This is a genomic window from Kitasatospora sp. NPDC058048, assembly GCF_042885555.1.
GTDB lineage: Bacteria > Actinomycetota > Actinomycetes > Streptomycetales > Streptomycetaceae > Kitasatospora > Kitasatospora lactacystinica.
The window spans coordinates 1-18,039 of the sequence record NZ_JBHVRT010000053.1; the positions used below are offsets into that span (position 1 = coordinate 1).

The window sequence follows — 18,039 nt, forward strand, 5'->3', positions numbered from 1 at the left end:
AGGACCGCATGGTTCAACTTGATCGTCACATCGTCAAATGATGCCGCCCGTAACACTGCTGGTCACATCGCCGCCGCAATCACGCACCAGGTCGTTAGTACGGCAACGGTGCTTACCGTGACGGTTGTTGGGTTCGCTCGCTGGGCTGTTCACGGGTGGGGACATGTCCGATCCCGGTGGCGTGCTGATCGTGGACGACACCGGGTTCCTCAAGAAGGGAACGCGGTCGGCCGGGTAGGCCCCGTAGCCGATGCCGCATCAGGCAACGTTCGCCCTGTCGGAGGTCCTGCCTGTCGATGGCTTCGGCCGCTGGCGATAATCGTCCGATGAGTGCCATCGAACGTCCTTTGCCGCCCCTGAACGCCGACGAGAGCACCACGCTCGAAAGCTGGCTTGACTTTCACCGCGTCACCCTCGCCGTGAAGTGCGAGGGCCTGGACGATGAGCAGGCCGCTGTCGCGTCCGTGCCACCGTCCGGCTTCACCTTGACCGGCCTCGTCCAGCACATGGCGGAGGTGGAGCGGAACTGGTTCCGCCGAGTGTTCGCCGGAGAACAGGCCCCGCCCATCTACGACCCGCAGGCCGACCCGTCTGCCCCCGACGGCGGCTTCGAACTGGCCGAGGGCGCCACACTGCACGACGCCCTTGCCACCTGGCATGCGGAGATCGCCCGCGCCCGCGAGCTCTGCGCCGGCCGCGCTCTGACCGACACCGGCCGTTTCATGGAGCAGGACGTCAGCCTCCGCTGGATCTACGTCCACATGATCGAGGAGTACGCCCGCCACAATGGCCACGCCGACCTGCTCCGGGAGCGCATTGACGGCACCACTGGTGTATGACGCCGGATCAGGCAGGGCCGCCGCCCTGTTGTGACACGACGCGCCGCCGGGTTCCGTGCCGGGCGGCGCGTCGTGTCAGGGTGCTCGGGTGGCTGAACGTGTGAGCGTGCGCGAGATCGATGACGACGAGGGCCTGCGCATCCTGCTCCGCGAGGAAGGCGTCTCCTTTCAACGCCCGAAGACCTGGAAGACCTCCCGCGACCCGGACTACGCGGCCGAGAAGGCCCGCGTCGAGCACCTCTGCGCGGCTCGCGGTCGGGGTCCTTGTGCTCGCCGCCGCGCTCGGCCCATCGAGCGGCGCACCCACCGAACGTTGCCTGATGCGGCACTAACCCCCCTCGCCGGAGCACGTGTAGAGGCGCTGCTGCATCGAGGCTTCCACCTGGGCGGCGATCCGGCGGTCGGAGGCGGCGTCGCAGATGCGCAGTTCGTGGTCGGCGGGCAGGGCGGTGAGTCCCCGCAGGGCCACGGCTGCCGTCCCGCTGTGGGGTTCGGCCGCTCGGGCGGCTTTCAGTACCCGGGCTCCCGTCCCGGTGGCGTTGCGTAGCGGCGGAAGCGATACGTGGTTGATCCACAGCGCGGCCGCGAAGGGCAGCAGGAAGGCCGCCAGCAGGAAGGCCGCCAGCGGGACGGGCCAGAGCCCTCGGTGCGCGCCCGTCCACGCCCCTGCGACCAAGAACGCGAGGAACACCGCGCCGATCAGCACCTCCATCCACCGGTTCACCCGGCATACGCGTTCGACGAGGTCCTCGTCGTCGGCCAGGCCCCGCGCCGCGAGCCGCGCGCGCAGGGCCTTCGCCTCCGGGGACTTCTCCACCGCCCAGCGCAGCGTGGTGAGATCGCCGGTGCGCGCGGACCCGAGTGAGCGCACGGCCGCCGCCTCGAACTCGTCTCCGGCACCGTCCTCCGCTCCCGCGCCGGTGCCGGCTGCGGCGGGCGTGGTCAGCGTGACGTCACCGGAGCGGGAGGCAACCAATCGGCCGCGCTCGTACATCTCCGTCACGGTCATCACCCCCAGGTTCCCGGCCAGGAAGGCGAGGTCGACCCGTGTCGGGTCGAACTCCCGCCCGGTCGCCAGCTGTTCCGCCCGGCGCAGCTCCCGCAGCCCGGCGTAGCAGCGCACGGCGGCCACGGCCACCGCCGCCGACACTCCCAGCAGAAGCACCAGGACCACCCACATGACGTCCCCTCTTCCCGTCGAGCCAGCCCCAGTGTGTGGCCCGCGAAGACCGTCGGGCAAGTGGCAAGTGTGTTATGCAGAACGGGAGTTGGCCCTGATCTGGCGCTTCCCTGCCCGCCCGGCGGGCAGGGAAGCGACGGAGCCCGGGCGCGTGGTCGGGCGGGGGAGGGGCCGTCAGAGGGTGACGAAGCGACGACCGCCGCAGGACAGGGTGTGGAGGGCGGTGCCGTGGTGCAGCCGGTCGGTGTGGTGGGCACGGCAGGACCGCACTGGGCGGGCGGCCCAGGTCCGGGGTGGACGTAGAACCCCCTGAGGTCTGCTGGAAACCGCGGGTGGGGTGCCGGGTCTGCTGGGCTCCGGGCGCCGATGTCAGTGCCGGCCGTCATGATTCCCGCATGATCGAGACCGCAGCCCCGCTCTCCTCCCCGTCCGCGTACGCCGACGCCGTCGCCACCGCCGTCCGGGCCGCCGCCGCGTACTACGGCGACGGCTCCACCCCGCTCGGGGACGACGAGTACGACGCCCTGCTGCGGGCCATCGCCGCCTACGAGAGCGCCCACCCCGGCCAGGCCCTGCCCGACTCGCCGACCGGAAAGGTGGCCGGCGGCGCCGCCACCGGCGACGTCCCGCACAGCGCGCCGATGCTCTCCCTGGACAACGTATTCTCCGCCGAGGAACTGGAGTCCTGGGCCGCCGGCCTCGAACGGCGCCTGGGCCGGCCGGTCGCCGCCTGGTGTGTGGAGCCCAAGCTCGACGGCCTCGCCATAGCCGCCCGCTACCGCGCCGGGCGCCTGCAGCAGCTGATCACCCGCGGCGACGGCCTCGCCGGCGAGGACATCACCCACGCCGCCGACGCCGTCCTCGGCCTGCCCGCCGAGCTCACCGAGCCCGCCGACATCGAACTGCGCGGCGAAGTCCTGCTCACCCAGGAGCAGTTCGAGCACGCCAACCGGGTGCGCGCCGAGCACGGCGCCACCCCCTTCGCCCACCCCCGCAGCGGCGCCGCCGGCACCCTGCGGGCCAAGGACCGCCCCTACCGGATCGAACTGACCTTCTTCGCCTACGACGCCGTCGGCCCCGAGGGCCTCGACCACAGCGCCCTGCTGGACCACCTCGCCGCCCTTGGCGCCAACACCGCCGCCACCACCGACGCCCGCCCGCGGCACTGCGCGGGCATCACCGAGGTCCAGCAGCGCATCGAGGAGATCGCCGCGCTGCGCGCCGAACTGCCCTTCGGGATCGACGGCGTGGTGGTCAAGGCCGACCTGGCCGCCGACCGCGCCGAGGCCGGCCTGGGCTCGCGCGCCCCGCGCTGGGCGGTGGCCCGCAAACTGGCCGCCCAGCACAAGGTCACCCGGCTGCTCGGGGTGGAGTGGAACGTCGGCCGCACCGGGATCATCGCCCCGCGTGCGGTCCTCGAACCCGTCGTCATCGACGGCGTCACCGTCACCTTCGCCACCCTCCACAACCCCGCCGACATCGAACGGCGCGGGCTGATGATCGGCGACCAGGTCTTCGTCTACCGCGCCGGCGACGTGATCCCCCGGGTGGAGGCCCCGGTGCTCGACGCCCGCACCGGCGCCGAGCAGCCGATCGCCTTCCCCCAGGCGTGCCCGCGCTGCGGCGACGCCATCGACACCACCGAACAGCGCTGGCGCTGCACCCGCGGCCGCAACTGCCAGGCCGTCGCCTCCGTCCTCTACGCGGCCGGACGCGACCAGCTCGACATCGAGGGCCTCGGCGGCACCCGCGCCGTCCAGCTCGTCGAAGCCGGCCTGGTCGCCGACCTCGCCGACCTGTTCACCCTCACCCGCGAGCAACTGCTCACCCTGGAGCGGATGGGGGAGACCAGCGCCGTCAACCTGCTCGCCGCGATCGCCACCGCCCGTACCCAGTCGCTCAACCGGGTCTTCTGCGCCCTCGGCATCCGAGGCACCGGACGGACCATGTCCCGCCGGATCGCCGCGCACTTCGGTTCGATGGCGGCGATCCGCGCCGCCGATGCCGAGACCCTGGCCGGCGTCGACGGCATCGGCACCGAGAAGGCCCGTGTCGTCGCCGCCGAACTCGCCGACCTCGCCCCGCTGCTGGACCGCCTCGCCGCCCTCGGCGTGGGCACCGCCGTCACCGCCCCGACCGCCCCCGCCGCCGCGGCGGGGGAGAGCGGTACGGGAGAGGGGAGCGGCGCCACCGACGGGAGCGACGGCGGACCGCTGGCCGGCGAGGCCGTCGTCGTCACCGGCAGCATGACCGGTGCCCTCGCCGACCTCTCCCGCAACCAGATGAACGAACTGATCGAACGCGCCGGGGGCAAGGCCTCCTCCTCGGTCTCCAAGCGCACCACCCTCCTGGTCGCGGGCGAGAAGGCCGGCTCCAAGCGCGCCAAGGCCGAGGAGCTCGGCATCCGCATCCTCACCCCCGAGGAGTTCGCCACCCTGGTGGCCACCCACCTCCCGGCCTGACCACCTGCCGGCCTGACCACCACCGGTGCCGACGGCCGGTGCCGGCCCTCCCCGTCCTCCGGCAGCGGGGTGCCTTCCGACTGCGCCCCCCTCTTCCTCGGTCTGCGGGGCGGTCACCCTGCTAGCTTGCTGAACGGTCGCCAACCAGGCCGATCCCGGAAGCAGTTGACCGCACACCACAGTGAGGAAACCGAACGATGACACGACGCTCACTGCCCGTTCCCCTCGCCGCCGTACTCGCCCTGCTCGGCGCGGTCCTCCTCCCGGTCGCGGCGCAGGCCGCGCCCGCCGAGGTCCCGGCCGCAGCCGGCGCGCCGGCCGTCCGCATCGACGCCGACCCCGCCGCGAACCCCGCCGCGAACCCCGCCGCGAACCCCGCCGCGAACCCCGCCCTGGCGGCCGGCTGGTCGGACTGGGAGTCCCTCGGCGGCTCGGCGATCAGTGCCCCGGTCGCGTCCTCCTGGGCCGCCGGCCGGCTCGACCTGTTCGTCGTCGGCGGCGACAACGCCCTGTGGCACCGCTGGTACGACAACGGCACCTGGTACGCCTGGGAGTCCCTCGGCGGCAAGCTGACCGGCAACATCTCCGCCGTCTCCTGGGGGCTGGGTCGGATCGACGTGGTCGGCACCGACGCGGTCAACGGCGGCCTCACCCACCGCTGGTACGACAACGGCACCTGGTACAACTGGGAGGACCTGAGCGCCGGCCTCACGTCCGTCAGCCCCGTGATCTCCTCCCAGGGGCTCGGCAGGCTGGACCTCTTCCTCCCGGTCGGCAAGGACCTCCACCACCGCTCGTACGGCAACGGCGCCTGGACGGGTTGGGAGAACCTCGGCGGGGACCTGTACAGCAACGCCGCCGCCGTCTCCTGGGGCCCCGGCCGCGTCGACGTCGTCGGCCGGGCGCAGGACGGCGGGCTCCGCCACACCTGGTACGGCAACGGCTCCTGGAACGGCTGGGAGACGCTCCCCGCGCAGATCACCGGCACCCCGGCGATCTCCTCCCGGGGCCCCGGCCGACTGGACGTCTTCGCCTGGGGCCCCGGCAACCACATCTGGCACGACTCCTACGACGGCGCCTGGAGCCAGTGGGGCGACGTCGGCGCGGTCGACTTCCCGCCGGCGGTGGGCGCCGTCTCCTGGGGCCCCGGCCGCATCGACCTGTTCACCTTCGGCGCCCAGAAGTCCGTCGCGCACAAGTGGTACGCCTGACCACCACCTGACCACCGCCTGACCACCGCCCGACCACCGTCCGACCGGCACCCGGGCCCCGAACGGCCCCCTCCCGCCACCGCCCCCGGCGGGTCCTCGCCCAGGACCCGCCGGGGGCGGCGTCGTTCGCGGGGGAGTGACGCACGGGCGGCGCACGGGCGGCGCGGGGCAGCGGCGACGGCCCGCCGGCGCTACGGGGGGTTGCCGTTGGCGGCGAGGCGGGCGCTCATGTCCGCGTGGGCGCGCTCGGAGCGGGTGTTGGCCGGGTCGTGGACGAGGCGCAGGTAGTCGTAGAGGATCCCCACGCACGCGTCGCGGGTGGAGCAGGGCGCGTCCGGGACCAGGTCGAGGCCCCTGGTGATCTCCATCAGCCGGCCGTCGGCCGCGGCGTACACCGGGTGCCAGACGAGCCGCACCGCCGGGTCGAGCGCCATGACCACCCGCAGCTGCGGCACCTCCTGCGCGATGAGGACGCTCTCGGGGTCGTAGGCCCGCAGGAAGATGTGGACGGGGCCGCGGGCGCGGCTCACGAAGGCCTTGGACAGGACGTTCCACATCGGCGTCTTGAGCATCCAGTCCGGAGTCAGGGCCAGCCGGTCGACCACGCCGCCGAAGGCGGTGGCCTCCAGCGGGGTGTGGCCCTTGGCGAGGGCGTAGTCGCTGATCTCCCGGCCGCCCGACCACAGGGCCAGCGTCGGCGTGTCGATCTCCAGATGGTCGCCGACCACCTTCACCAGCTCCTGGTACCAGCTGTTCGACGCGCGGTGGTCGCGCTGGTCCTGGCGCTCGGTGAACCGCGCCATGGCCTCGTCGTTGAGCCGTCCCTGGTCGGCGATGCCGCCGAGGACGAGCTGCCAGGCGATCTCCGTGACGTCCCCGGAGAAGCCCGCCCGGGCCATGTCCTCGCGGAACGTGCCCCACTCGCCGTGCCCGGTCGGGTCGGCGGCGTCGCGCCGCGCCTGCTCCCTGACCCCGGGGGCCTCCTGGCGCTGCAGCCGGCGCGTCACGGCCGCGTTGCCCACCGTCCGCTGGAGGGCGGCGAGTTCGGCCGGGTGCGGCGCCCTGCCGGGGGCGGCGGGCAGCGCGGCCGGGCCCGGCGTCGTACGCCTCCTCGGCGCGGCCCCGGGCACCGGCGGCACCGAGTGTGTCACGGCCTTGCGCACGCTTCCCGGCCCTCCCGTTCCGCCGTCCGGCCCCCAGCCGTCGAGACTACGGCCCCGCGCGGGCATCCACGAGGGCCGAAAGGGCAGCGCGGGGGCAGCGCCCGGGGGCGATGCCGACCCGTGGCCGCGCACGGCCGTCCGGCCGTCCGGCCGTCCGGGGGACGTAGGACCAAAAGCCGATGCCCTCGCGCCCCGCACCCCGGTGGAATGGCCGGATGGATCACGCGCCACACCCCGACCAGCCCCCCGCCGGCCTCACCGCCGCCCAGCGGTCCGCCTACCTCGACCGCATCGCCCTCCCCGACCCCGGAGCGCCCTCCCCGCAGGCCCTCGCCCGGCTCCAGCTCGCGCACCTGCGCACCGTCCCGTTCGAGAACCTGAGCATCCACCTCGGCGAGGGCGTCGACCTCGACCCCGCCGCCCTGCGGACCAAGGTCGTGACCCGCCGCCGAGGCGGCTTCTGCTACGAACTCAACGGCTCCTTCGCCGCGTTGCTCACCTCACTCGGCTACCGGGTCGGCCTGCTGGCCGCCCGCGTCTTCGACGGCGAACGGCTCGGCCCGCCGCTCGACCACCTCGCCCTGCGGGTGGACCTCGACGAGCCGTGGCTGGTCGACGTCGGCTTCGGCCGCTTCAGCCGCCACCCGCTGCGCCTGGACGAGCGCGGCGAACAGGCCGACGCCGAGGGCACGTTCACCCTCGTCCCGACCGGCGGGCACGGCGACCTGGACGTCCTGCTGGACGGCGCGCCGCAGTACCGCCTGGGCCCGCGCCCGCACGAACTCGCCGACTTCGCCCCGACCTGCTGGTGGCAGGCCACCTCGCCGCACTCCCACTTCACCCGCTCGACGACCTGCTCGCTGCTCACCGCGGACGGCGGCCGGGTGACCATCAGCGGCAACCGCCTGATCACCACCGCCCCGGACGGCGGGCGCACCGAGCGGACCCTCGCCGACGACGAGGCCCTCGCCGCCTACCGCACCCGCTTCGGGATCGCGCTGGACCGACTCCCGGCCCTGCCGGTCATCCCGGTCATCCCCGTCCCCTCGGGCTGAGCGCTCGGCGGCCGCCGCGCCGGCGCCCGCCCGTCCCGGAGCCGCCCGGAGCCGCCCGGTTCCGGGGCGGGCGAAAACCGGTTGCCACCGGGCCGGCCGGCGGCGAGACTGCGGTCCGACCTGCCCGGCCGGTGCGGCCGCCGGGGGTGTCCCGCCCGTCCGGCCCGGCCGGATCCGCCCACCTGCGAAACCGGGGTCGCCCACGTGTCCACCGCACCCACCGCCCTGCTCCTTCCGCGCGCCCTGCGCCCCGGCGACCTGGTGGCGGTGGCCGCGCCGTCCGGTCCGCTGGACACCGACGCCCGGCCCTTCCTGGCCCGCGGCACCGCCGTCCTGGAGGAACTCGGCTTCCGGGTGCGGGTGTGCCCGTCGGTCGCCGAGGGGCGCCGGCACTGGTGGGCCGCGGCCCGTCCCGCCGAGCAGGCGGCCGAGTTCAACGCGCTGCTGCGCGACCCCGAGGTGCGGGCGGTCGTCGCGCACACCGGCGGGCAGGCGGTGACCGGCTGGCTGGACCAGGTGGACCTGGACGCCGTACGCGCCGATCCCAAGCCGGTGCTGGGCTGCAGCGACGTCTCCCAACTGCTGCTGGCCCTGCACGCCCGCACCGGACTGGTGGGCGTGCACGCCGACATGGCCACCTACGGCCTCGGCGGCTCGTGGAGCGAGCGCTTCGCGGGCGGGCCCGGGCAGCGCCCCGAGGAGGACGGCGCGCGCCGGGCCCTGCGCGAGGCGTACCTGCGGGTGCTCACCGCCCCCGTCCCGCCCGGGGCGCTGCCGGCGCTCTCGCCCTGGCAGTGCTGGCGCGCCGGCCGCGCCCGGGGCCCGCTGATCGGCGGTCTGCTCAACCGGCTCGTCGCCCTCCAGGCCACCCCGTACGCCGTCCCCGCAGGCCGCTTCGACGGCGCGGTGCTCTTCTGGGAGGAAGTGGACCGGCCGCTGTCCGCGGTCTGGAGCGACCTGCACGCGCTGCGGCTGTCCGGCGTCCTGGACCGGATCGCGGCGATGGTGGTCGGCACCCCGCACCGGGTCGGCGCCGCCGACGGGACGGAGCCGTCGCTGCGCGAGGTGGTCCTGGACGTGCTCGGCCCCCGCCCGCTGCCCGTCCTCGCCGGCGTGGACCTCGGCCACGCGGGCCCCAACCTCCCGCTGCCCCTCGGCGTGCGGGCCGAGGCCGACGCCACCGCCCGCACCCTCACCCTGCTCACCCCGGCGGTCCGCTGACCCCCGCGGGCCGAACGCGCCCACCGGCGCAGGGCGTCGGCCCGCTCTGCCCTCGGCGAATCCGCCGCGGGCAGAGCGGCCGCATTCGGGGGCCCTCCCGGGACGAGAGTGGAGTGGACGGCGAGTTCCGCCCTCCCGCCTCGACAAGGAGACCCGATGGCCCCGCTCACCACGCCCCCGCCCCGCGCGGCGGAGGGCGACACCCCGCCCAGCGCCTTCGACGACCACCTCGCGGCGCAGCTGCTCGCCCAGCGGATCGTGCTGCTCGGCACGCAGGTCGACGACGTGTCGGCGAACCGGGTGTGCGCGCAGCTGCTGCTGCTGTCGGCGGAGGACCCGCGCACCGACATCAGCCTGTACATCAACAGCCCCGGCGGCTCGGTCACCGCGGGTCTGGCCGTCTACGACACCATGCGGCTCATCCCGAACGACGTCTCGACGCTGGCGATGGGCTTCGCCGCCAGCATGGGCCAGTTCCTGCTCACGGTGGGGGCGCCCGGCAAGCGCTTCGCCCTGCCGAACGCGCGGATCATGATGCACCAGCCCTCGGCGGGCATCGGCGGCACCGCCGCGGACATCGAGATCCAGGCGGAGAACCTCCAGTTCACCAAGCGGGCCATCGAGCGGATCACCGCCGAGCACACCGGGCAGAGCGAGGAGAGCATCGCGCGCGACGGCGACCGGGACCGCTGGTTCACCGCCGAGCAGGCCAGGGAGTACGGGCTCGTGGACCGGGTGGTGGAGTCGGTCGCCGACATCCGCCCGGCCGCCTCCCGCCGACGGATCGGACTGTGACATGGGCTCGTACACGGTTCCCTACGTCATCGAGCGCACCGCGCAGGGCGAACGCACCTACGACGTCTTCAGCCGGCTGCTGAACGAGCGGATCGTCTTCCTCGGCACCGAGATCGACGACTCGGTCGCCAACGTGGTCATCGCCCAACTCCTGCACCTGGAGTCGGAGAATCCGGAGCGGGAGATCTCGATCTACCTCAACTCGCCCGGCGGATCGTTCACTTCACTGATGGCGATCTACGACACGATGACCTTCGTGCAGGCGCCGATCTCCACCTTCTGCGTCGGCCAGGCCGCCTCCACGGCGGCGGTGCTGCTGGCCGGCGGGGACCCGGGGCGGCGGTTCGTGCTCCGGCACGCCCGGGTGCTGCTCGGTCAGCCGGCCAGCGGCGGCCGGCGGGGGACGGTCTCCGACCTCAGCCTCGCGGCCAAGGAGATGGTCCGCATCCGCGCGCAGGTGGAGGAGGTCCTGTCCCGGCACACCCACCACGACGTGGCGACGCTGCGCGCGGACATGGACCGGGACAAGGTGCTCTCCGCCGAGGAGGCCGTCGCCTACGGGATCGCCGACCAGGTGCTGAGCCGGCGCTTCGCGTCCGGGTGAGCCGCGCGCGGCCGGGCGAGGCAGGGGGGCGAGCCCCTGCCGTCACCCGGCCGCCGCCGTGCCGCGCCGAGGTCAGGCGACGAGGCAGAGTCCGTCGTACCGCCCCGTGGGCGAGGTGCGGCCCCGGCCCGCCAGGCCCTGGCCCGCGAGTCCCCGGCCCGCCCGGTTCCGGTCCGCCAGGCCCTGGCCGACCCGGCTCGGGGCGTAGCGGGCCAGTTCGTCCTGGGCGAGCGAGAGCAGGTCCGCGAGGCCGAGCCCCAGCGCCCGGGCGGCCGCCGCGAGCACCTCGGAGGAGGCCTCCTTGCGCCCGCGCTCCAGCTCCGACAGGTACGGCATCGAGATCCGGGCCGCCTCCGCGACGTCCTTCAGCGTGCGTTCCTGGGCGAGCCGCTCGCGCCGCAGCACGTCGCCGACGACGTCGCGCCACAGCGGCTCCCGGCGCGCGGGCGTCCGCGGGGGGCGGGACTCCCCGCCGGACGCGGGCGGCGAGGCGTGCGGGCGCAGGGGGATGACGCGGGCTTCGTTCGGCGCTTGAGTGCTCACCCCTTCAGCCTAGGGACCGGGGGCCCGGGGGGAAGAGCACGGCGTTCTGCCCTGGGTGAATCCGCGCGTCCCCGCCCGCGCGTCCCCGCCCGCCCGTCCCCGCCCGCCCGGGCGCCGCCTGGCGGCCGGGTGCCCACCCGCAGGACACCGGACTGTCGCAGGCCCGTGGTAACCATGGGGCCGTGGACACCACGGAGCCGTCGCCGCTGCCCCTGCCGCCCCTGTCTCCCGCCGCCGAAGCCGCGTTCGGGCGCGGCCGCGAGGCCGCGGACGAGGGGGAGTGGGAGCGCGCCCGCGACCTGTTCGAGGAGGCGGTCCGCGGCGCGGGGCCGCAGTTGCTGTGGCACGTGGTCGAGGCCTGCGGCGAGAGCGACGAGGCCGCGTTCTGGATGCGGCGGGCGGCCGTCTCGGAGAGCGAGCCGGGCGGCATCACGGTGGATCCGCACACGCTGCCCATCGGGCGGGCCCGCCCCGGCGCTGTTCCCTGCCAGGCCTTCGGAGTGGCCGTCAGGTCCGACGACCCGGCGCGCGCGGTCGCGGCGCTCACCGCCGCCGAGCCCCGGCTCATGCTGGTCTTCGAGGACGGCCGCGAACTCTCGCCGGAGGAGGCCGAGGACGCCTGGGACGAGGAGATGCCGCCCTACAGCCCCAACTACGCCGCCGTCGACGCCTCGATCCCGTACGTATGGATGGACTGCAAGGGCCTGATCTTCCCGCACATGGCCCGCACCGTCCTGCGCATCGTCGCGGACGAGCTGCGCAGGGCCGGGGTGCGGCAGGCGCACCTGTTCAGCCCGGAGCTCCGGGACGACCGGGACGGGTCCTGAGGCGTCGTCCCGGGCCCGGATCCGCCCGTGGACCGCGGCGTCGGGGCCCGGGGCGGGCCCCTGTATGTTGATCACTCGCCGATCCTGTCGGTGTCCCGTCCCAGGGGGTTGACGCGCGGGCCCGGCACGAGGTGGCGGCCGTTTCGCGCGGGGCGGGTCGCCGCCGCCGGGGAGCCGGGAACGACCCGGAGGAACCCGGAACGACCCGGGAGCGACCCGGAGGCACCCGGGAAGGACCCCGCCCCGGTGCCGGACGGCAGCAGCTCATCGTCCCGACGTTTCCGAAGGATCCCGCATGACCGTTCCCGTCCCGCCCGACAGCAGCCCGCAGTCCGCCGAGGAACCGGCTGCCACCGACCCGTGGGCGCCGCCGACCCCGGGTCAGGGCGAGACCGCGGCCCCCGCGTCCGTCACCGCTCCCGCCCCCGCGGGGGCACCCGGCATGCCGCCCGCCCCGGGCGCGTTGCCCGCGCCCGGCGTGCCGTACTGGCCGCCGTACCCGATGCCGATGCCCGCCCCGCAGCCCCGCAACGGCCTGGGCATCGCCGCCCTGGTGCTCGGAATCGTCGGTGTCGTCCTCGGTCTGGTCGTCATCCTGTTCTGGCTGTCCTGGCTGCCGGCCCTGCTCGCCGTCGTGTTCGGAGCCATCGGCCTGGGCTACGTGCGCAAGGGCACGGCGACCAACCGGGGGATGGCCCTGGCGGGCGTGATCCTGGGCGTCACCGGCCTGCTGGTCTCGGTCGGCGCCGGGGTGTTCGTCGTCTCCCGGGTGCAGGCGGTCAACGAGGAGCGGCGGGCCGAGGCGGACGCCGCGCGCGCCCGCTCCGAGGCCGCGACCAAGGCCGCCCAGGAGAAGCAGCGGATCGACGCCGAGCTGAAGCGGATCGAGGCCGAGAAGGAGAAGGCGGCCGCGGAGGAGCGGGCCCGGCACCTGTCGTTCGGCCAGACCTACACCTACGGGGACGGGCTGAAGGTCACGACGGCCGCGCCGGAGCCGTACTCCCCGCTCCTGACCGTGTACCAGCCGCCCAAGGACGCCACGATCGTCCAGCTGAGGATCACCGTCGTCAACACCGGGTCCCAGGAGCTCCCGCTCAACGGATCGGGACTGCCCACGGTCAGGGACGCCAAGGGTGCCCTGCTCTTCTCGCTGAGCGACGGGAGCAGCAGGCTGAAGCTCATCACCGGCTCGCTGGCCCCGGGCCAGGAGGCCACCGGCGTGTACGCGTACGCCCTGCCGAACGGCACGGACCGGATCTCGGTCGAGTTCACCTACGGGCTCCTGCTCCAGCGCAAGACCGTCGCCTGGACCGGTCCCACCGGCTGACCCGGCGCCGCCCCGTCCCACCGGCCCCACCAGCCCCACCGGCACCACGGGAAACACGGTTCCCACCGGCCAGCCCCCGCAGGCAGTCTGACGATATGTCAGGCGAGTCACGAATTGGCAACCGAGGGCCGGTCCGCGGCGATACACCTGTGGCGGACCGACCGGTTCCCCTATTCTCCATCCGGCGCGGCGCACTCCCGCCGCGCCGGAGGACAGGGGGGCGCGGTGGTTCTGGACGGACGGGCGGCAGTTTTCAAGGACGTCGTTCCCTCGCTGGTCGGCCTCGAACTGTCGGGGCCCGAACCCGGGGGCGGCACCCGGCTGCGCGTCCCGGCCGGGATACCCCTGCTCATCGAGTGCTCCGGCGGGCGCCTGACCGGCAGGACCACCCTCCTGAAGACCCTGGAGGTGCGGTACGCCGAGCGCCTGCCCCAGGCCTACGCGGACCTCGGGCGCGCGGACTTCGGCCGCCCCGGCCTCGCCCTGCCCGCCGAGAACGAGGCGCCCCGGCTGAGCAACGCCTCCCACACCTCGGACCTGCTCTTCCACCTGCGGTACGAGCTGAGCCGGCGGGCGAACAGGTTCGGCGCGGGCCTGTCCTTCCCCCGGCTCACCCAGGGCCTGCTGGCGGTCACCAGCTGGCAGACCGTCGGACTCGGCGAACTGGAGGCCGCCGGCCGGCGCCTGGAGAGCCTGCTGCGCGAGAGCCAGCCCGACGCCCAGGTGCGCCGGGACAAGGTGGCGAAATGGATCAGACAGGTCGCCCCGAACCTCGGCAGCGCGGCCGGGCTGGGCCCCGGGGTCAACGAACTCGTCGCCTCGCTCGCCGACATCGTCGCCACCGAACTGCTCGGCGCCCGCGCCAACACGCACGGCCTGCGCTGGTGGGCCGAACGGCGGGTCAGCGCCCAGGGCGAGGCGAACGTCCAGCTCTCCGAGCTCGCCCGCGGCTTCCGCGGCAACGCGCACGACCGCGAGCGCGCCGAGCGCCACCTGATGGCCGCCCTCCTGGCGGACATCGACGACCACTACACCTGGGTGCGCCTGAAGAACCGGGTGCCGCGCCCCCTGCTGCTCCTGGACAACGCCCACTCCCCGCTCGGCCGCCCGGTCCTGGACACGCTGACCCGGGTCTGGCACGAGGAGACGGTCCGGACGCGGCCGGGCGTGGTCGTCACCGTCCTGGCACCGGAACCGGCCACCCCCGACCCCGAGGGCACCACCGCGACGACACGCAACGCCACCGGCCCGTTCTGGCGCGAGGACCGGCCGCAGACACCGGCCGACTGGACCCTGCGGCTGCCGCTGGCCCAGCTGACCCTCGACGAGGTCACGTGGATGTTCGGCACGGACCACCCCGGGCCCGACACCGCCCAGTTGATCCACCGCCTCAGCGCGGGCCGGGCCGGAATCGCCCACGCCCTGGTCCAGGCCGCCCGACGGGCCGTGCGCCTCGGGCAGAACCCCGACCCGCGCACCCTGTTCGACCTGCCCGCCGAGGACGAACCCGGCACACCGGCGCACGAGCGGCTGCTGCGCCTGCTGGTCCCCGACGACATCGCCCGGGAGCGCCTGACCAACTTCGCCCCGGCGCTCGACGAGGACGCCGCCCACGCGCTCGACGCCCACTACCCGCCCGGCGACAACGGGACCCTGCGCGTCCAGACGAGCAGAGGGCTGCTGCAGCGCGACCACTGGGGCGCCCACCCGTGGCCGGGCATCGGCGCGCCGTTCGTCGGCGACCCCACCCTGCGCGCCCTGCTCGGCCACCGCCTGGTCACCGCGCTCGACGCGACCCCCGGGGCCGAGCGGTGGCACGACATCCACGAGACCCTCTGCGACCGCTACGCCCCGCAGACCGCGGCCCCGCAGGCCGCCGCCGCCCCGCCCGACGACCGCTTCCTGCACCACTCCCTCGCCGTCCTCGACACGGGCACCGTCGCGCGCGCCCTCCACCGGCGCCTGGCCGACCACGACACGGCCGGCTGGCTCACCGCCCTCAACCTGGTCTGCGCCGCGCCGCACCCGCCCCGGAACCTGACCGCCCTCGCGGCCCGGCCCGAGGACTGCCCGGCCTGCGGGGGCGCCGGCACCCCCGTGCACCAGGCGGTCGAGTTCCTCGTCGACGCGCTGTGGCAGCAGTCGCACCCGCTCGCACCGCCCGACGAGCGGCTGATCGGAAGCGTCCAGCTGCAGCTGCTCACCCTGGCCCAGCTCGCCGGGGCCGCCCACCAGACGGTGTTCTTCCACGCGTACGAGACCTGGCCGCAGCTCCTGCGGCGCTGGGTCCAGGCCCCCCACCTCCCGATCTGAGGAGACCCCCGACCATGAGCGTTCTGCCCGACGGCCCCCTGAACCGCGCGCTGGCGGCCGTCCTCGCCGCCGCCGTCCTGGCCGCAGGGGGCTATCTGGGATACGAGTACCTGCTGGTCGACGACCCCTCCTGCGCCCCCGGCGTGGAGCGGCGCGGGGACCGGCACGAGTGCGTCGGCGTCACCGACGGCGCCTACGTCTTCACCGACGAGCTGAAGCAGGTCACCGCCCGCATCAAGGCCGAGAACGACCGCGTGGCCGACAGCTCGCCCGTCACCGTCGCCCTGATGATCCCGATGACCTCCGCCGCGCCCGCCGAACGGCGCGAACTGGTCGAACAGGTGCAGGGCGCCTACCTGGCCCAGCACTGGGCCAACGACGACCGGAACAAGAACAAGCGGCAGCCCCCGATCCGGCTGGTGCTGGCCAACCCCGGCCGCGGCTACCTGCAGTGGCGCGCCGTCGCCGACCAGCTGGCGCAGGCCGCGACCGACGGGAAGCAGAACCTGCGGGCCGTCACGGGCATCAACATCAGCATCGCCGAGACCGAACAGGCCGTGCGCTACCTCACCGCGGACAAGCACATCCCGGTCGTCGCCGGCCCCATGACCGCGGACGACATCAAGAACACCGCCGCCGACCCGCGCCGCTACCCGGGACTGGCGCGCATCGCCCCCGGCAACGCCGACCAGGCCGGCGCCCTCACCTCGTACGGGGCGGCCATCAAGCCCGAAGAGGCCCTGGTGATCGAGGACACCCGCGACAACGACAACTACCTCGCCACCCTGCGCCAGACCTTCGAGAAGCTCACCAAGGGCGCCCCCAACGCCCCGGAGACCTACCAGTCGCCGCCCGACTTCAACGACGAGGGCAACCTCGCCAACGACTTCCACCAGATGGTGCCGAGCATCTGCACCTCCGCCGCCACGACCCTCTACTTCGCCGGCCGCCCGGTCCAACTGCGCCAGTTCCTGGTCGAACTGGGCAACCGGAAGTGCAACAAGCACTACACGGTCATCACCGGCTCGCACGCCTCCACCCTGATGGTCGACGAGAAGTTCGCCGACAAGTGGGACGCCCTCAGCACCGGCGCCGGCATCACCGTGCGCTACACCGCCCTCGCCCACCCCGACACCTTCGGGGAGAAGAGCACCGAGGGCCCCGGCGGCTCCAAGGCCGTCTCGAAGGAACTGGCCGACCTGCTGGGCGAGCCCGACACCAAGGCACCCGACGCGATCGGCCCCGCCGACCTGCGCGACGGCCGCGTGATCATCACCTACGACTCGGTCTCCACCGCCGTCGCGGGCATCCGCAACCAGACGGTGGGGAACGTGAAAACGCCCTCGACGGACGACGTCGTCCAGAGCTGGCGACGGCTGCACGGCGACAACCGGGTCGACGGCGCGAGCGGCTGGATCTGCCTCGACCAGTACGGCAACCCGTACAACAAGGCCGTGCCCGTCGTCCACCTCGACCCGGTCACCAGGAACGCCGTCCTGGACGCCCTCGCCTGGCCCCTCGGCCACGCCCCCGACCCCAACTGCTCGATCGGCAGCGACGGCTGACCGGGCTGCGGCGCCGCGGCCCGGCCTGCGCCCGGCGGCCCTGGCCCACCGGTAGCCTGCCCGCGTGGACCCCGCGACGCCGCCACCCGCAGCACCACAGCCCGCAGCACCACAGCCCGCGGCACCGCAGCCCGCGACGGACCGGCCCGTGCTCTACGAGCGGGCCGGCCACGTCGCACGCGTCACCCTGAACCGCCCCCACGTGCTCAACGCGATGGACCAGCGGATGCACGCCGAACTCGGCGCGGTCTGGGACGAGGTCGAACGCGACGACGAGGTGCGGCTGGTCGTGCTGACCGGCGCGGGCGAGCGCGCCTTCTCCGTCGGACAGGACCTCAAGGAACGGGCCCGGCTCGACCGCGAGGGACACCCGCCGACGAGCTTCGGCTCCCGGGGCCAGCCGGGCTCGCCCCGCCTGACCGACCGCTTCACGCTGTCCAAACCCGTCCTGGCCCGGGTCCGCGGCCACGCCCTCGGCGGCGGCTTCGAACTTGTCCTCGCCTGCGACCTGGTGATCGCCGCACAGAGCGCCGTCTTCGCCCTGCCCGAAGCCGCCCTCGGCCTGATCCCCGGCGCGGGCGGGGCCTTCCGGCTGGCCCGGCAGATCCCGCTCAAGGCCGCGATGGGCTACCTGCTGACCGGGCGCCGGATGTCGGCCCACGAGGCGCTGGCCCTCGGACTGGTCAACGAGGTCGTCCCGGACGACCGGCTGGACGCCTGCGTCGAGCGGTGGACGGCCGACCTGCTGCGCTGCGCCCCCCTGTCCCAACGCGCCCTGAAGGAGGCCGTGCTGCGCTCGGTCGACCTGCCGCTGGAGCAGGCCTTCACCACCCGCTACCACTGGGAGCAGGTCCGCCGGGCCAGCGAGGACGCCCGGGAGGGGCCGCGCGCCTTCGCCGAGAAACGCGCACCCGTGTGGCGCGGGCGCTGAACC

At 74.4% G+C, this 18,039-nt stretch carries 15 protein-coding genes and 1 pseudogene; 13 read left to right on the forward strand and 3 right to left on the reverse strand.

Annotation, left to right across the window (positions count from 1 at the left end):
- Nucleotides 1-326: 326 nt before the first annotated feature.
- Together ACFVVA_RS37160 and ACFVVA_RS37165 are read left to right on the forward strand one after the other, a co-directional pair.
- Nucleotides 327-839 carry a DinB family protein gene (locus tag ACFVVA_RS37160; RefSeq protein ID WP_387695123.1) on the forward strand — a complete coding sequence of 171 codons (513 nt, stop codon included), beginning with the start codon at nucleotides 327-329 and terminating at the stop codon, nucleotides 837-839.
- A 118-nt stretch (nucleotides 840-957) separates the two neighbouring features.
- Nucleotides 958-1,086 (forward strand): annotated as a pseudogene (locus ACFVVA_RS37165) (IS630 family transposase); the annotation flags it as partial.
- A gap of 81 nt (nucleotides 1,087-1,167) precedes the next feature.
- Here ACFVVA_RS37165 and ACFVVA_RS37170 read toward each other — a convergent pair.
- Entirely contained in the window at nucleotides 1,168-2,013 is an 846-nt protein-coding gene (locus ACFVVA_RS37170; protein WP_387695124.1) for a TIGR04222 domain-containing membrane protein, read from the reverse strand.
- Nucleotides 2,014-2,414: 401 nt separating this feature from the next.
- Between ACFVVA_RS37170 and ligA the strand changes: the two genes are divergently transcribed.
- Nucleotides 2,415-4,481, forward strand: coding sequence for an NAD-dependent DNA ligase LigA (gene ligA, locus ACFVVA_RS37175; protein WP_387695125.1), 2,067 nt, complete (start codon nucleotides 2,415-2,417; stop codon nucleotides 4,479-4,481).
- 197 nt (nucleotides 4,482-4,678) lie between these two features.
- Nucleotides 4,679-5,692 carry a hypothetical protein gene (locus tag ACFVVA_RS37180; protein ID WP_387695126.1) on the forward strand — a complete coding sequence of 338 codons (1,014 nt, stop codon included), beginning with the start codon at nucleotides 4,679-4,681 and terminating at the stop codon, nucleotides 5,690-5,692.
- A 191-nt stretch (nucleotides 5,693-5,883) separates the two neighbouring features.
- Here the strand turns inward: ACFVVA_RS37180 and ACFVVA_RS37185 are convergent, their stop codons facing one another.
- The gene (locus ACFVVA_RS37185) at nucleotides 5,884-6,855 is read right to left on the reverse strand and encodes a hypothetical protein (protein ID WP_387695127.1); all 972 of its coding nucleotides are present in this window, start codon (nucleotides 6,853-6,855) and stop codon (nucleotides 5,884-5,886) included.
- 215 nt (nucleotides 6,856-7,070) lie between these two features.
- Here ACFVVA_RS37185 and ACFVVA_RS37190 point away from each other — a divergent pair, with 215 nt between their 5' ends.
- From ACFVVA_RS37190 to ACFVVA_RS37205, 4 genes are all read left to right on the forward strand, one after another.
- Complete coding sequence (locus tag ACFVVA_RS37190; RefSeq protein ID WP_387695128.1) at nucleotides 7,071-7,910, forward strand: arylamine N-acetyltransferase; 840 nt, start codon at nucleotides 7,071-7,073, stop codon at nucleotides 7,908-7,910.
- A 204-nt stretch (nucleotides 7,911-8,114) separates the two neighbouring features.
- Nucleotides 8,115-9,131 carry an LD-carboxypeptidase gene (locus ACFVVA_RS37195; RefSeq protein WP_387695129.1) on the forward strand — a complete coding sequence of 339 codons (1,017 nt, stop codon included), beginning with the start codon at nucleotides 8,115-8,117 and terminating at the stop codon, nucleotides 9,129-9,131.
- A gap of 156 nt (nucleotides 9,132-9,287) precedes the next feature.
- Nucleotides 9,288-9,926: an ATP-dependent Clp protease proteolytic subunit gene (locus tag ACFVVA_RS37200; protein ID WP_387695130.1), complete on the forward strand. Its 639-nt coding sequence runs from the start codon at nucleotides 9,288-9,290 to the stop codon at nucleotides 9,924-9,926.
- A gap of 1 nt (nucleotide 9,927) precedes the next feature.
- A complete protein-coding gene (locus ACFVVA_RS37205) occupies nucleotides 9,928-10,530 on the forward strand; it encodes a ClpP family protease (protein ID WP_387695131.1) in 603 nt (200 codons plus the stop codon).
- Between the two features lie 72 nt (nucleotides 10,531-10,602).
- Here ACFVVA_RS37205 and ACFVVA_RS37210 read toward each other — a convergent pair whose 3' ends face one another.
- Nucleotides 10,603-11,073 (reverse strand): helix-turn-helix domain-containing protein, encoded by a 471-nt coding sequence (locus ACFVVA_RS37210; RefSeq protein ID WP_387695132.1) that lies wholly within the window; start codon nucleotides 11,071-11,073, stop codon nucleotides 10,603-10,605.
- A 182-nt stretch (nucleotides 11,074-11,255) separates the two neighbouring features.
- On the opposite strand from ACFVVA_RS37210, the gene ACFVVA_RS37215 reads away from it, so the two are divergent.
- The 5 genes from ACFVVA_RS37215 (at nucleotide 11,256) to dpgD (ending at nucleotide 18,036) form a co-directional block, all read left to right on the forward strand.
- Nucleotides 11,256-11,900, forward strand: coding sequence for a hypothetical protein (locus ACFVVA_RS37215; protein WP_387695133.1), 645 nt, complete (start codon nucleotides 11,256-11,258; stop codon nucleotides 11,898-11,900).
- Between the two features lie 295 nt (nucleotides 11,901-12,195).
- Complete coding sequence (locus ACFVVA_RS37220) at nucleotides 12,196-13,227, forward strand: DUF4190 domain-containing protein (RefSeq protein ID WP_387695134.1); 1,032 nt, start codon at nucleotides 12,196-12,198, stop codon at nucleotides 13,225-13,227.
- Nucleotides 13,228-13,452: 225 nt separating this feature from the next.
- Nucleotides 13,453-15,540 (forward strand): hypothetical protein, encoded by a 2,088-nt coding sequence (locus ACFVVA_RS37225; RefSeq protein WP_387695135.1) that lies wholly within the window; start codon nucleotides 13,453-13,455, stop codon nucleotides 15,538-15,540.
- A 14-nt stretch (nucleotides 15,541-15,554) separates the two neighbouring features.
- Nucleotides 15,555-17,105 (forward strand): hypothetical protein, encoded by a 1,551-nt coding sequence (locus ACFVVA_RS37230; protein WP_387695136.1) that lies wholly within the window; start codon nucleotides 15,555-15,557, stop codon nucleotides 17,103-17,105.
- A gap of 64 nt (nucleotides 17,106-17,169) precedes the next feature.
- Nucleotides 17,170-18,036 (forward strand): enoyl-CoA-hydratase DpgD, encoded by an 867-nt coding sequence (gene dpgD / locus ACFVVA_RS37235; RefSeq protein WP_387695137.1) that lies wholly within the window; start codon nucleotides 17,170-17,172, stop codon nucleotides 18,034-18,036.
- Nucleotides 18,037-18,039: the final 3 nt, after the last annotated feature.

Coding starts and splice junctions, on each gene's coding strand:
- ACFVVA_RS37200 (WP_387695130.1), top strand. CDS start 9,288: ATGGCCCCGCTCACCACGCCCCCGCCCCGCGCGGCGGAGGGCGACACC.
- ACFVVA_RS37230 (WP_387695136.1), top strand. CDS start 15,555: ATGAGCGTTCTGCCCGACGGCCCCCTGAACCGCGCGCTGGCGGCCGTC.
- ligA (WP_387695125.1), top strand. CDS start 2,415: ATGATCGAGACCGCAGCCCCGCTCTCCTCCCCGTCCGCGTACGCCGAC.
- ACFVVA_RS37205 (WP_387695131.1), top strand. CDS start 9,928: ATGGGCTCGTACACGGTTCCCTACGTCATCGAGCGCACCGCGCAGGGC.
- ACFVVA_RS37190 (WP_387695128.1), top strand. CDS start 7,071: ATGGATCACGCGCCACACCCCGACCAGCCCCCCGCCGGCCTCACCGCC.
- ACFVVA_RS37180 (WP_387695126.1), top strand. CDS start 4,679: ATGACACGACGCTCACTGCCCGTTCCCCTCGCCGCCGTACTCGCCCTG.
- ACFVVA_RS37220 (WP_387695134.1), top strand. CDS start 12,196: ATGACCGTTCCCGTCCCGCCCGACAGCAGCCCGCAGTCCGCCGAGGAA.
- ACFVVA_RS37160 (WP_387695123.1), top strand. CDS start 327: ATGAGTGCCATCGAACGTCCTTTGCCGCCCCTGAACGCCGACGAGAGC.